17 protein-coding genes and 1 other annotated feature are annotated in these 13137 nt (G+C 42.9%); of the genes, 2 read left to right on the top strand and 15 right to left on the bottom strand.

The window, feature by feature from the left end:
• Positions 1 to 4 precede the first annotated feature (4 nt).
• Entirely contained in the window at positions 5 to 835 is an 831-nt protein-coding gene (nadC, locus tag EKC99_RS02255; RefSeq protein WP_042534178.1) for a carboxylating nicotinate-nucleotide diphosphorylase, read from the bottom strand.
• Positions 832 to 2364: an L-aspartate oxidase gene (nadB, locus tag EKC99_RS02250; RefSeq protein WP_163150283.1), complete on the bottom strand. Its 1533-nt coding sequence runs from the start codon at positions 2362 to 2364 to the stop codon at positions 832 to 834. Before nadB ends, nadC begins: the two co-directional genes overlap by 4 nt.
• 92 nt (positions 2365 to 2456) lie before the next feature.
• On the opposite strand from nadB, the gene EKC99_RS02245 reads away from it, so the two are divergent.
• Together EKC99_RS02245 and EKC99_RS02240 are read left to right on the top strand one after the other, a co-directional pair.
• The gene (locus EKC99_RS02245; protein WP_163150281.1) at positions 2457 to 3593 is read left to right on the top strand and encodes an IscS subfamily cysteine desulfurase; all 1137 of its coding nucleotides are present in this window, start codon (positions 2457 to 2459) and stop codon (positions 3591 to 3593) included.
• Positions 3590 to 4123, top strand: a complete 534-nt coding sequence (locus EKC99_RS02240) for a transcription repressor NadR (protein ID WP_021093886.1) — start codon at positions 3590 to 3592, stop codon at positions 4121 to 4123. The genes EKC99_RS02245 and EKC99_RS02240 overlap by 4 nt, the downstream gene beginning before the upstream one ends.
• Before the next feature lie 12 nt (positions 4124 to 4135).
• Here the strand turns inward: EKC99_RS02240 and pheA are convergent, their stop codons facing one another.
• From pheA to mreC, 13 genes are all read right to left on the bottom strand, one after another.
• Positions 4136 to 4999 carry a prephenate dehydratase gene (gene pheA / locus EKC99_RS02235; RefSeq protein ID WP_042534172.1) on the bottom strand — a complete coding sequence of 288 codons (864 nt, stop codon included), beginning with the start codon at positions 4997 to 4999 and terminating at the stop codon, positions 4136 to 4138.
• Between the two features lie 14 nt (positions 5000 to 5013).
• Positions 5014 to 5454: an ACT domain-containing protein gene (locus tag EKC99_RS02230; RefSeq protein ID WP_042534170.1), complete on the bottom strand. Its 441-nt coding sequence runs from the start codon at positions 5452 to 5454 to the stop codon at positions 5014 to 5016.
• Between the two features lie 22 nt (positions 5455 to 5476).
• The gene (gene obgE / locus EKC99_RS02225; protein ID WP_042534168.1) at positions 5477 to 6763 is read right to left on the bottom strand and encodes a GTPase ObgE; all 1287 of its coding nucleotides are present in this window, start codon (positions 6761 to 6763) and stop codon (positions 5477 to 5479) included.
• Between the two features lie 28 nt (positions 6764 to 6791).
• A complete protein-coding gene (locus tag EKC99_RS02220) occupies positions 6792 to 7340 on the bottom strand; it encodes a Spo0B C-terminal domain-containing protein (protein ID WP_084220256.1) in 549 nt (182 codons plus the stop codon).
• Positions 7341 to 7429: 89 nt separating this feature from the next.
• Positions 7430 to 7720 carry a 50S ribosomal protein L27 gene (gene rpmA / locus EKC99_RS02215; RefSeq protein WP_003396301.1) on the bottom strand — a complete coding sequence of 97 codons (291 nt, stop codon included), beginning with the start codon at positions 7718 to 7720 and terminating at the stop codon, positions 7430 to 7432.
• A 13-nt stretch (positions 7721 to 7733) separates the two neighbouring features.
• Complete coding sequence (locus tag EKC99_RS02210) at positions 7734 to 8069, bottom strand: ribosomal-processing cysteine protease Prp (protein ID WP_042534164.1); 336 nt, start codon at positions 8067 to 8069, stop codon at positions 7734 to 7736.
• 10 nt (positions 8070 to 8079) lie between these two features.
• On the bottom strand, positions 8080 to 8388 hold the full coding sequence (gene rplU / locus EKC99_RS02205) for a 50S ribosomal protein L21 (protein ID WP_003396311.1): 309 nt from the start codon (positions 8386 to 8388) through the stop codon (positions 8080 to 8082).
• 14 nt (positions 8389 to 8402) lie between these two features.
• Positions 8403 to 8481 (bottom strand) — a sequence feature (ribosomal protein L21 leader region).
• 44 nt (positions 8482 to 8525) lie between these two features.
• The gene (locus EKC99_RS02200) at positions 8526 to 9389 is read right to left on the bottom strand and encodes a M50 family metallopeptidase (RefSeq protein WP_042534161.1); all 864 of its coding nucleotides are present in this window, start codon (positions 9387 to 9389) and stop codon (positions 8526 to 8528) included.
• A complete protein-coding gene (locus tag EKC99_RS02195) occupies positions 9382 to 10113 on the bottom strand; it encodes a M23 family metallopeptidase (protein ID WP_042534159.1) in 732 nt (243 codons plus the stop codon). The genes EKC99_RS02200 and EKC99_RS02195 overlap by 8 nt, the downstream gene beginning before the upstream one ends.
• Positions 10114 to 10200: 87 nt before the next feature.
• Positions 10201 to 11007: a septum site-determining protein MinD gene (minD, locus tag EKC99_RS02190; protein ID WP_009361731.1), complete on the bottom strand. Its 807-nt coding sequence runs from the start codon at positions 11005 to 11007 to the stop codon at positions 10201 to 10203.
• A gap of 2 nt (positions 11008 to 11009) precedes the next feature.
• The gene (gene minC / locus EKC99_RS02185) at positions 11010 to 11660 is read right to left on the bottom strand and encodes a septum site-determining protein MinC (RefSeq protein ID WP_239639237.1); all 651 of its coding nucleotides are present in this window, start codon (positions 11658 to 11660) and stop codon (positions 11010 to 11012) included.
• A gap of 79 nt (positions 11661 to 11739) precedes the next feature.
• Positions 11740 to 12264 (bottom strand): rod shape-determining protein MreD, encoded by a 525-nt coding sequence (mreD, locus tag EKC99_RS02180; RefSeq protein ID WP_042534157.1) that lies wholly within the window; start codon positions 12262 to 12264, stop codon positions 11740 to 11742.
• Positions 12261 to 13121: a rod shape-determining protein MreC gene (mreC, locus tag EKC99_RS02175; RefSeq protein WP_042534155.1), complete on the bottom strand. Its 861-nt coding sequence runs from the start codon at positions 13119 to 13121 to the stop codon at positions 12261 to 12263. The genes mreD and mreC overlap by 4 nt, the downstream gene beginning before the upstream one ends.
• Positions 13122 to 13137 lie beyond the last annotated feature (16 nt).

Here is a 13137-nt window from a genome sequence, read left to right as displayed (position 1 = left end):
CCTCCTACTGCACGTTTAAACTAATATCTAACGCTTTCGCTGAATGCGTCAACATGCCTAACGAAATATAGTCCACACCTGTATCCCGATACTGTGCAATATTTTCAAGAGTAATTCCGCCGGAAGCTTCCGTAATGATCGATGGTGGGACGAGTTGAACAAATTCACGAATTTCTTCAGGCGTACGATTATCAAACATAATGACATCCGCCCCTGCCTCAACCGCTTCCATCACTTGTTGTTTCGTCTCTGTTTCCACTTCAATTTTTACCATATGACCAAGCTGCGAGCGGACGCGTTCGACTGCTTTTGTAATGGAACCACAAAACGCAATATGATTATCCTTAATCATCACTCCATCATATAAACCGAAACGATGGTTGTATCCACCGCCACACGTTACCGCATATTTCTCTAACATCCGCAGGCCCGGCGTCGTTTTTCGCGTATCACAAATGCGTGTATGGTTGCTGTTTAACGCTCGAACAGCTCGATTTGTCAACGTAGCAATCCCGCTCATGCGCTGGAGTATATTTAAAATGACGCGCTCACCTGATAAAATCGGGATGGTCGGACCTGAAACGACGGCGATAACCTCTCCTTTTTTTACGCTTTCCCCGTCTCTTTTATATAATTGACATGTGATCGATGGGTGCAATAGCTTATATCCGATATCAATAATCGATACCCCTGCGATAATTCCATCTTCTTTGGCAACAAATATCGCTCTTCCTTCATCCTCACGAGAAAAGATCATTTCGCTTGTTATATCGCGTTCTCCGATATCTTCTAAAAAAAACTGCTTAAGCAACTCTTTTAGCTTTAGCTCATTCAACGGAATCCCTCCTTCATGAGATGTTCTTCTTTCGTGCGGACGATGCGCCGCTTTTCCCAATACGTTCTTTCAAATGGCTCGTCACTTCGATAATGAGCCCCTCGGCTTTCTCTTCTTTGCAAAGCTGAAGTCGTCACAAGCCAGCCAACAATCAACATGTATATAATCGTCCGCTCCTCGTCATCATACTCTGGTGACATGTTGACAAGCTCATCAATCGAATATTGTTCAAACCATTGTTTCGCGTAAAACAGTTGATCATAATCGCGCACAATGCCGACATATTGCGTCATGATATGCTGAATGTCCTCTTTTGTCGGTAACGCAATATGTACGTTATTTTCTTTTCTTTCGCTTTTCTTTAACATCAAACGTTGCTCCGTTTTGTTCAACAGATGGAAAGCAACACGTCGACTAAAGACGAGCGCCTCAAGCAGTGAGTTGCTTGCTAAACGGTTCGCTCCGTGCACACCTGTACATGCTGCTTCCCCAACGGCATACAGTCCCGGTAATGTCGTTTCACCATCGACATTCACAACGATGCCACCCATTAAAAAGTGAGCACCTGGGACAACAGGAAGGAAACCGTTGCGCCAATCGACTTGATAGCGCTCACAAAGCGATGTAATCGTCGGAAAACGGGATGAAAAATGCGGAATCATCGAGATATCTAAAAAAACAAAATGACCGTTTTTCATTTCGCGCTCAATGGCCCGAGACACGACGTCGCGCGGCGCTAAATCTTTTTGTGGATGCACTCCGTCCATGACGCGCCGACCGTCATCGGTCAATAAAATCGCTCCTTCTCCACGAACCGCTTCCGAAATGAGACCGACAGCTTTTCCGTCCACATAAAGCATCGTTGGATGAAATTGGACAAATTCCATATCCGACACAGCGGCACCAGCCCGATATGCCATCGCAATGCCATCGCCCGTTGCCGTTTCTGCGTTTGATGTAAACGTATATAACTGTCCAATCCCGCCTGTCGCAATCACGATCGCGTTCGCTGTATACGTTCCATTTTTCGTTTGTACACCTACGCAACGTCCATCGGAAACGAGCAAATCAATGACCGGATCGTTTTCAATAAACGTCACACGGCTAGAAAGCTTTTCAAATAAAAATGAAACCATGTTTTTTCCTGTCGCGTCGCCCCCCGCATGTAAAATGCGTCTCATACGGTGCGCCCCTTCTTGCCCGAAAAGCAATTGGCCATGCTCATCAACATCAAATGAAAAACCGAGGTTCATAAACTGTTGAATGACCTCGCGTCCTTCTTGAACTAAAATGCGTACCGCTTCCTCGTCATTATGCTCACATCCGGCAATTATCGTATCCGTATAATGAGTTAACCAATGATCGTCAGGATGAATGGCAGCCGCGACGCCCCCTTGAGCAAGCCAAGAGTTGCTCGTTTCTTTTTTCAACTTCGTGAAAATAATCACATTTTTATGCTCGCATAAATGGTAGGCAACCATTAACGCTGCAAGGCCGCTCCCGATGATAATCACATCCGCTTCACGCATGGATGTTCCTCCATTTCATACTGTCTTGACACCTATATTGACATATATTTAAACTGATGACAAGACTTTTGTTTTTGGAAGTGGTGAACGAGATGATTTATTTAGATTACGCCGCAACAACACCAATGAGTGAAGAAGCTTTAGCAGTTTATGTACAAAGTGCGAGAACATATTTTGGAAATGCAAGCAGCCTCCATGATGTCGGAACAGCTGCAAACGAATTGCTTACGATTTGTCGCAAACAACTCGCTCAACTCATTCGTGGCGAGGAAAAAGGAATATATTTTACAAGCGGAGGAACAGAAGCGAACGTTCTCGCTATTCGTTCGCTCGCTTACGCCCATCGCCATAAAGGGAAACACATCATTACATCAAGCGTCGAGCACGCTTCCGTTCACGCTGTATGCGCACAACTCGAACAAGAAGGATTTACCGTGACGTATGTGCCAGTCGACCGCTTCGGACAAGTGGATATCGAAGCGCTTGAACAGGCATTAACGGACGAAACGATTCTCGTCTCTGTTCAACATGCCAATTCTGAAATTGGTACGATTCAACCGTTGCAACAAATCGGTGAATTATTAAAAGAAAAACAAATTGTCTTTCATAGCGATTGTGTACAAACTTTTGGTAAAATACCGATAGATGTGAAACAACTTCACCTCGATAGCATATCGATTGCTAGCCATAAAATTTATGGTCCAAAAGGGGTCGGGGCTGTGTATGTGAATCCGAGCGTACGTTGGCATATGTGGCTGCCAAACACAACACATGAAAGCGGATTTCGTCCCGGAACGGTGAACGTCCCTGGCATCGCTTCGTTCACAACCGCAGCGCTTGAAGCGGAAAAAAAACGAGAAACGGTTCAACAAAACATAACCGAATTGCGTCGTTATTTTGTTGAACAAATCGTGAAAAAACAATTGCCAATCACTGTTTTCGAACATCCGACAGATCAACTACCGAATATTGTTGGCTGTCTCGTTCACGGCTTTGAAGGACAATATGTGATGTTGCATTGCAATCGTCACGGGATTGCGATTTCTACCGGAAGCGCATGTCAAATCGGCAAGCAAGCACCATCAAAAACGATGATCGCCATCGGCAAAGAAGAAGACGAAGCAAAACAATTCATTCGCCTATCATTTGGCATGCATACGACAAAAAGCGAGGTCGAAGCCGTTGTTTCCGCACTTGAACAGCTTCAAAAAGAAAGGATGTCACGATGAAAAAAGAGAGAAAACTACTAGGGGAAGAACGTCGAACGCTCATTTTGCAATGGTTAAAAGAAACGAAACGCCCGATGACAGGAACGGAGTTGGCTAATAAAACGAACGTGAGCCGCCAAGTGATCGTTCAAGATATTTCGCTATTAAAAGCAAAAAACGAACCGATTATTGCAACAAGCCAAGGGTACTTATATTTATCTCCTTCTTCTACTCATATGTATACGCGCGTCATCGCTTGTTGCCACACGCCAGAACAGACGAAAGACGAACTATATACAATCGTCGATCATGGCGTCACAGTAAAAGACGTGAAAATTGAGCATCCGGTATACGGAGATTTAACAGCGTCCATTATGGTTAGCAATCGGTTAGAAGTTGATGAATTTATTCAAAAAATTAACGAAACGAAATCTGCCTACTTGTCTCAACTGACCGATGGCGTCCATCTGCATACACTCGAAGCAGATTCCATAGAAAAACTTGATGAAGCATGCGCTGCATTAAAACAAGCACGGTTTTTGATTGAGTAAAAAAACATCCCTTTACACGAGGGATGTTTTTTTTACCGTATAGTATGGATAGCTACCTAATATTTGCACCGTGCAGCCGAGCGCTTCCAATTCTGCAATCGCTCCTGGAATTAAAACGTCGTCCATTTTTTGATCAATATCAATAATAAAAAAGTAGTTCCCTAACCCTGTTTTCGCTGGGCGGGATTCAATTTTTGTCAAGTTAAGCTTTCGCCACGCGAACGCTGATAACACTTGATGAAGCGCTCCTGCCTGATCTTTTGGCAACATGACCATTAACGTCGTTTTAAACCCATCTTCTTTATCTGTAACAGGCAACAAATCGCGCTCGCGATGCAAAACAATGAAGCGCGTATGGTTGTAGTCATAGTCATGAATGTTTTCTTTCGCAATCGCTAAGCCGTATTGTTTCGCTGCAAGACGATTGCCGATCGCCGCGATCTTTTCTTCTGGATGCTCGCTCACATATTTTGCTGCTGCGCTTGTTGATGTGACGTATTCATACGTGGCGTGCTTTAAATGACGATGTAAAAACTTATGGCATTGAGCAATCGCATGCGAATGAGAATAAATGCGTTCAACATGCATCCAATCGTCCAATTGAGATGGATGTACGAGCAAATGTTGCTCAATTGGTGCAATAATTTCTCCAACAATCGGTAAATTGCATTCATGAATTAAATAATCGATCGTCAAATTTACAGAACCTTCTAGTGCATTTTCTAGTGGGACAACGGCTAGCTCGACTTCTCCATCGCGGACAGCGTCCATACATTGTGGAATCGTATGATATGGAACGTTTCGTATATGAGGGAAAATCGCTTCAACAGCCGCATGTGTAAACGTCCCTTCTGGTCCTAAATATCCTATTTTCACAATCCTTCCCCTCTCTACGCCCCTGAACCGAGAATTTCTACTTTTTCAACAAAAGGCAACTGTTTTAATTGCGAAAGTAACTCATCGATCGTTATCGCCATCTCGCTCGTACTAACGGACAACGTGACATTCGCCCGCCCTTGAAGCGGAATCGTTTGGTGAATCGTAAGAACGTTGCAATTTGCCGAGGCAACGACGCTTAATAGCTTCGAAAGGGTGCCTGAGCGGTCTTCTAAATGGAAAAAAAGCGTAATAATTTGTTCCCGAACCATCGTATGAAACGGGAAAACCGCGTCACGATATTTATAAAAAACGCTTCGGCTGACATCGACAAGTTGCACAGCATCGGCAACAGAATCGACTTTTTTTCGTTCAATTAATTCTTTTGCCGCCAACACTTTTTTCATTGCTTCAGGCAATACATCTTCCCGCACTAAATAAAATTTTTTATCCACCGCACAAGCTCCCCCTTTCGCATTAGTCGACAAATTCAAATTCGTAATTCAACAGCTTTACAATATCCCCATCTTTTGCTCCGCGAGCGCGCAGCGCATCATCGACGCCAAGCGAACGCAATTGACGTGCAAAGCGACGCACCGACTCTTCTCTTGAAAAATCGGTCATTTTAAACAGCTTTTCAATTTTTTCTCCTGACAAAATAAACGTTCCATCATCATCACGCGTAATATGAAACGGTGCTTCCTCTTTTTCCAATTTGTAAACGACGCGATGAATCGCTTCTTCCTCTTGTGGATAAAGCGGAAATTCTGGTGTCGTTTCAAGCAGATCAGCAATCGCAAATAATAGTTCGCGCAACCCTTGACGTGTCACTGCTGAAATCGGGAAAATCGGCACATCGTCCTTTAACTTTTGTTTAAATTCACGCAAATGTTGTTCCGCGTTTGGCATATCCATTTTATTCGCAACAATAATTTGTGGCCGCTCTGTTAGACGCAAATTGTACTGTTTTAATTCTTCGTTAATGACTAAATAATCTTCATACGGATCTCGGCCTTCTATGGCAGCCATGTCAATGACGTGAACGATGACGCGCGTCCGCTCAATATGGCGCAAAAATTGATGCCCAAGCCCGACACCTTGATGCGCTCCTTCAATAAGCCCCGGCAAATCAGCCATAACAAAACTGCGGCCGTCTTCTGTTTCAACGACACCTAAATTCGGAACGATCGTTGTAAAATGATAGTCTGCAATTTTCGGCTTTGCCGCTGAAACGACGGATAATAACGTCGATTTGCCAACGCTCGGAAAGCCGACAAGTCCAACGTCCGCGAGCAATTTTAATTCCAGCGTCACGTATCGTTCTTGCCCTGGCTCGCCATTTTCAGCAATTTCCGGAGCCGGATTTGATGCAGTCGCAAAGCGAGTATTTCCACGTCCACCTCGTCCGCCTTTTGCTACGACAAATCGTTGTCCATGCTCTGTTAAATCAGCAATCACTTCTTTCGTTTCATCATCAATGACAACTGTCCCTGGTGGCACTTTTACAATTAAATCTTCTGCATTTTTCCCGTGTTGATTTTTTGACATGCCATGTTCGCCGCGCGGCGCTTTAAAATGGCGTTGATAGCGAAAATCCATTAACGTGCGCAACCCTTCATCAACAACAAAGACGACATCGCCACCTTTTCCACCGTCTCCTCCAGCAGGTCCGCCTTTCGGTACGTATTTTTCGCGTCGAAACGCGACCATTCCGTTTCCACCGTCGCCACCTTTCACATATATTTTCACTTGATCAACAAACATCGTTTTTCTCCTCCGATCTTTTCATCTTTTACTCAACAAGATGAATCATTGCACATATGGTTAGTTCATGTTCATGAATCGCATGTTCACAAAGCGTGAACGCATCATATTGACTATGCTTTTGAATCCATTGTTTTACCATCTCAAGTTCATGAAGCATACCACGATAATCAAAAAAGAGCCGCACATCGTTTTCTGTTAAGTCAATCGTAATCGTTACATAGTTTTCAACATGTGGAGAAGAACATTCCTCAAGCATATGTAAAAATCGTTGACACCACGTAGCGAGCATATGATCGTATGCATGTAATGAACGTGGCTCTCCTAACACTTCATACTCTAGTTGAATGTGGCGTGCTTGCCAATGGTACGTCATGAGCAGTTCAGCAAACCGTTCTGTTTGTAAATTCGTGAGCTTCGCTTCATTTTCTGCTTCAATGATAATTTGTTGAATTATTTCATTGACGCGATCGATACGCTGTAAAGATAAATTTCCTTTAATTAATTGGATTTTATTGAGCCAATCGTGTCGGGAATGACGCAATGCCTCTACAATCGTCCACCGCTTCTCCATCATTCATTCTCCCATAAACAGTTTGACTATAATTATAACATACGCCAACAAAAAGAAAACCCTAACCAAGTCGGTTAGAGTTTTCCACTTCCTTATGCTTCTTTCACAACAGGATATACGCTCACTTTTTTACGATCGCGACCCATGCGCTCAAAACGAACGATGCCGTCAACTTTCGCGTAAAGTGTGTCGTCGCCACCGCGTCCCACGTTTAATCCTGGGTAAATTTTCGTTCCGCGTTGACGGTAAAGAATAGAACCGCCTGTAACGAATTGACCGTCTGCACGTTTCGCGCCAAGACGTTTTGCGATCGAATCACGACCGTTCTTTGTTGAACCTACCCCTTTTTTCGATGCGAAAAACTGAAGATCTAAACGTAACATGCCGTGTCACCTCCTACAACGTTTTCGTCGTTATTTTGACGTATTTTCCGTAATCACGCTCAATCGTTTGGAGCGACACGATCATCCCTTCAAGAAGAAGTTGCACGTCGGCTTGTGCTTTCTTATCTTCAATTGTCGGAAGTTCGCAATGAAGATAGCCGTCTTTTCCTTGTTGAATGATCGGTTTCACATTCGTCAAGGCGACAATTGCGTTAACCGCACCAAACGAAATGGCTGATACACCTGCACATACAATATCTTGTCCACGCTTCGCAAACTGAGCGTGTCCGCTAATCGTAAAGGAACGAATCGTCCCTTCCACCGTTCGATTAATCGTGATACGAATCATCGCTTACGCCTTATGCGTTAATTTTTTCGATCACAACTTTTGTGTATGGTTGGCGATGACCTTGCTTACGACGATAGTTTTTCTTTGGCTTATATTTGAAAACGATGATCTTCTTTTGACGACCATGTTTTTCAACTTTCGCCGTTACTGTTGCGCCAGCGACTGTAGGATTGCCAACTTTTACGTTTTCGCCACCTACAAATAGCACTTTGTCAAATGTTACTGTTTCGCCTTCTGCTGCATCAATTTTTTCGATGTAAATCGCTTGGCCTTCTTGTACTTTAATTTGTTTTCCACCAGTTTCAATAATCGCGTACATATTTGCACCTCCTAAATTAGACTCAGACTCGCCAGCTGTGAGGCGGTTCAAGCGAACGCTTAAATAGCCTTAGCTGAGCGGTTGTAGCACGGGTGCTACACAACATAGAAGATGATAGCATAAAAAGAAAACAATTGTCAATACGTATAAAGCAAATGGCCGATCGGTTCATTCGTTCGTTTCTCATGAAAATAAGCGTACAACAATTCGTTTTCATCAAGCTCCATTTCCATTTGATTTTTCTTTACGATAATCGCATGTTTTTTCCCGCGATGAAATAAAAGAAGAACGTGAAATAACGAATCGTTCGCATCCACGACAAGTCGCTTTAACGCTCGATATTCGACCCGTTTTCCGTAATATCGTTCCAACAAAAAACGCATCCACACATACGGACGTTGCTTCCATTCCATCCAAATGGCATGCGCTAAAAAGCAGGCGATGATCCATAAATTCATGTGCAATGGAGCGTTGATCAATAAAGCGACGAAACAGATGACTAAAAAAAAGACGGAAGCATAAAGCGTTTGTTCGTGCGCCCGTCGAAACGATGTACGCGCCGTACGATACAAAAAAAAGAGCTTCCCTCCATCAAGCGGCCAAATGGGCAACAAGTTAATAAGTAAAATAGATACATTATATTCAATTAGTTGATAATACCATTCATTAGATAACATGTTCGCTTCATGAGCGATATACGCGATGAAAAAAATAAATATATGCTGAAACGGCCCTGCTAATGTGACGATCAATTCTTCATGAAACGGTCGGTTCCCGTGTTCATCCATTTCAGCCACTCCGCCAAACGGCAAAAGTAAAATGCGTTTGACGCGCCATGAAAACATATGCGCTGCGACAACGTGTCCTAGTTCGTGCCAAAGCACAATCCAAAACAATAAAAGAAGCGTCTGAAATTGTGCAGTCATAATGGCAATAAGCGCAACAACCCAAAAAAGCGGATGAATATGAATGTTTATAAAAATAGATAACCATTTATTCAAAGGAAATCACCTGAACTGGATCAATAAAATGATCCCCTTGCTTCACCGCAAAATAAAACAAGCCTTTATGATTATTCATTTCCGCTCTCCCGACTTCTTTTCCTGCCTCAATGAAATCATACAACTTCACCGAAATAGCGGATAACTTTCCGTACCACGTTTCACTTCCATCCGCATGTTGAATAATGACTGTTTTTCCGTACGGTTCTTTCACTCCTGCAAATACGACAATTCCTTCTTCGACTGCTTTAATGGCTTGATCGGTTTCAATGACGATGCCTTGTCCATTATGTTCAAACGTTTCCACAACGCGCGCTGAAGCTGGAAAGGCATACGCGGCTGTTGTTGTCTCTTGTTGTTTTTTTACGTTAAAAAATGCTAATGGCTTCCCAAATGTTTTTTCGTACCATTGTGCAACTGTCGCAAATTGAAAATCTTTTTCCATCGCTTGTTTCACAAATGTACGCGCACCTTCAACGTTCGGAGAGTCGTATTGAAATAAAATCGCAACGCCAAAAAACAAAAGAGCTGATAAAAAGCTTTTCAATAAAAATATATCTTTCCGAAAAAGTGGCGGTTCTCGCTCCACATCGTACGTCACAACTGTTGGATTCCCATATTTTTCTTCTTCACTCCAGTTTGTCATCATCGTTTGAACGTAACGTTCACGCTCCTTTTTTCGCTTGGCGATTCGCTTTCGAATATGTTCAATTCGATCGCTCACACTCCACACCCCTCTCGTCCGATTTGTATTATATGTATGGGGAAATGGAGAAGATATGAATAAAAAAAGCACCTCCAAACGGAAGTGCTAACGCGCGCTAAATAGCTTTTTTATTTTCGAGAAAAAACCTTTTTGTTCTTCATCATCGAGCGACATAAGCGGTACGGATTCACCGAGAAGGCGACGGGCGATGTTGCGATATGCTAAAGACGCTTTGCTGTTCGGATCAAGAACGATCGGTTCACCGTTATTTGACGCTTTAATGACATGTTCGTCATCGACTATAATCCCAAGTAAATCAATCGATAAGTGCATCACAATTTCATCAATATCTAACATATCATGATTTTTTAACATATGACTACGAATGCGATTAATAATTAAACGCGGTCGTTTCATATGCTCTTCTTTTTCAAGTAAACCAATAATTCGATCAGCATCGCGCACAGCTGAAATGTCCGGCGTCGTCACAACGATCGCTTCATCAGCTCCAGCAACAGCATTTTTATATCCTTGTTCAATGCCTGCTGGACAATCAATTAAAATGTAATCATAATCTTGTCTTAAATCGTCAATGAGCTGTTTCATTTGCTCTGGTGTGACAGCCGATTTGTCACTCGTTTGGGCAGCTGGCAATAAATATAAACGATCTTCAAATCGTTTATCTTTCACAAGCGCTTTTTGAATCGTGCAACGTCCTTCGACGACATCGACAAGATCGTAAATAATGCGATTTTCAAGCCCCATAATGACATCAAGGTTGCGCAAACCGATATCGGTGTCAACGAGACAGACACGCTTTCCTAATAGCGCTAGCGCTGTTCCGAGATTTGCCGTCGTTGTCGTTTTGCCAACGCCGCCTTTTCCAGAAGTAATAACAATCGCTTCTCCCACTGTCAAAAACTCCTTTCTAACCGGGTTAAATTCGGACGTAAATGCGTCAATAGCTGGAGTCGATCGACAACAATTTGATCATGTTCATCAATATAAGCGCACTCCATTTCATTTCCTTCATCGCTACGATAGTCTGGTGCTCGGTTCATCACATCACTAATGCGCAACTGTGTCGGTTTCATCACTGATGCAGCGATAATGGCTTGACGGTTTCCTTCATACCCAGCATGCGCAATGCCGCGCAATGCTCCTAATATAAAAATATTTCCTGTTGCAATGACCGTCCCACCAGGATTTACATCACCGATTAAAAGTAAGTCTCCGTCGACGTGTAGCACTTGTCCAGAACGAATGATTTTCGCGACCGATACAATTTCATTTTTCTTTTTCCATTCCAACGCTTCTTGCTTCGTCATGACATTGCTTACAATCGAGTGGACAATTAAATGTTTCTTTGCTCGAATCACATCGCGCAATCGTTCTTCTTGTTCACGCGTCAAATATCTGTTACCAACATGAACGTGCACAGCAACAAGTGGCCCTTCTTCGTCGCGTGTTGTTGTCGTCAATAATTCATCCACTTGTTTTAACAATTCGTCATAGGCACACGTATCATCAAGATGCAACGTCAGCCCTTCTTTCGTCCCTTTCATTGACACATATGGTCTTTTCTCCTTGCCAGCCACGACTTTCACCTCAATGAATAGTTCTCCGCATTTTTCTTGTATTCCTTCATACTGGCGACGATTCGTCCCGCTTCTCACACCACTTAAGCAGCGTTTGCTTTAACGGATAAGCAATGATTAAAATAACAATTGTATGAATAAATAGCGTTGGCAAAAAGCGCGACTGCAAAAACGTTTGAACAGGCATCGTCGTCCGGCTAATAACGAGTTGAATGGCATATGCGTACCATTCGACACATGCAATGGCAACAATCGCAAAAAAGGAAGCTGTCCATGCATTTTTATGAAAAACGTTCATCGCTTTCGCAATTAAATAAGCGATAAGCGAAAAGGCGAACGCATAAGCGCCTAATAGTTCTGTATATGCGACATCATATAACAGACCAAAAATAAATCCATACGTCATTCCTTCTGTTTGTCCAATAAAAATCGTAATAAACACGATCAAAATAAGCAAAATGCGCGGAACGAGCAAATAAACATCGAATAACGGATCGGGGAAAAGTTGTACGATAATGCTTTCCAATAAAAACATAACGGTCACAAGGGAAGGAAGAAAAAAACGTCTCATTGTCCTTCCTCCTCTTGCGACATTTCAATTTTTCGTTTCACGATCATCACATCATCAATGTCATAAAAATTCGCTGCTGGCTTGATATAGGCAATTTGTGTAAGCCCGTACTCATCCGCAACGACTTCTTCCACTTCTCCGATAAATAGTCCTTTTGGAAAAATCCCGCCAAGTCCTGATGTAAATACACGCTGTCCTTTGTTTATTTTCGCATCATATGGAAGGCGTTTCAGCAGCAATGCTTCCCGTTCTTCATCGTATCCTTCGATTAAACCGAATACGTTTTCATCTCCTTGAACAAACGCAGAGATGCGATTTTGTCGATCATTTGCGCTAAGCAGTTGCACCGTTGCGCTAAATGGTGAGACGCTACGCACTTTGCCGATGAGTCCTTGAGGTGTAATAACAGCCATATCTTTTTTTACACCGTGTTGGGATCCTTTATTTACAATTAACGTCTCTTCCCAACGATCTGGATTGCGCCCGATCACCGTCGCTTGAATGGCGACAAAATCACGTAAACTTTCTTTTTTATCAAGTAGTTCACGCAAACGTTCGTTTTCTTTTTTGAGCGATTCCACCTCGGACTGCAAGAGAACGTATTGCTCTAAGTGCGCTTTTAACTGTTTGTTTTCTTCATATGTACGGCGCAAATCGTTCACATTTTCAAAGAAGCCCGCAACGAGCTGTGCGGGCTTGTGCACGATAGATTGCATAAAAACAACGGTGTCTTTTGCGAATTTTTCCATCCATGTTAATTCACTTCGTTCTTTTAACGAAAAACCGATGAGAGCCACGAGTACCATGATGCTAACAAGCAATATAATTAGCCGTTTATTTAAGAAAAATTTCGGCATGACGACACCTTCTTAC

Origin of the sequence: Anoxybacillus sp. MB8, assembly GCF_011006755.1 — a bacterium.
In the GTDB taxonomy this organism is placed as follows: Bacteria; Bacillota; Bacilli; order Bacillales; family Anoxybacillaceae; genus Anoxybacillus; species Anoxybacillus gonensis.
The sequence above is the reverse complement of the archived record's forward strand: the minus strand, read 5'-3'. Positions and strand labels throughout refer to the sequence as shown.

Coding starts and splice junctions, on each gene's coding strand:
- nadB (WP_163150283.1), bottom strand. CDS start 2,364: ATGCGTGAAGCGGATGTGATTATCATCGGGAGCGGCCTTGCAGCGTTA.
- EKC99_RS02245 (WP_163150281.1), top strand. CDS start 2,457: ATGATTTATTTAGATTACGCCGCAACAACACCAATGAGTGAAGAAGCT.
- EKC99_RS02240 (WP_021093886.1), top strand. CDS start 3,590: ATGAAAAAAGAGAGAAAACTACTAGGGGAAGAACGTCGAACGCTCATT.
- obgE (WP_042534168.1), bottom strand. CDS start 6,763: ATGTTTGTTGATCAAGTGAAAATATATGTGAAAGGTGGCGACGGTGGA.
- EKC99_RS02220 (WP_084220256.1), bottom strand. CDS start 7,340: ATGATGGAGAAGCGGTGGACGATTGTAGAGGCATTGCGTCATTCCCGA.
- rpmA (WP_003396301.1), bottom strand. CDS start 7,720: ATGTTACGTTTAGATCTTCAGTTTTTCGCATCGAAAAAAGGGGTAGGT.
- EKC99_RS02210 (WP_042534164.1), bottom strand. CDS start 8,069: ATGATTCGTATCACGATTAATCGAACGGTGGAAGGGACGATTCGTTCC.
- rplU (WP_003396311.1), bottom strand. CDS start 8,388: ATGTACGCGATTATTGAAACTGGTGGAAAACAAATTAAAGTACAAGAA.
- minC (WP_239639237.1), bottom strand. CDS start 11,660: ATGAAAGGGACGAAAGAAGGGCTGACGTTGCATCTTGATGATACGTGT.
- mreD (WP_042534157.1), bottom strand. CDS start 12,264: ATGAGACGTTTTTTTCTTCCTTCCCTTGTGACCGTTATGTTTTTATTG.
- mreC (WP_042534155.1), bottom strand. CDS start 13,121: ATGCCGAAATTTTTCTTAAATAAACGGCTAATTATATTGCTTGTTAGC.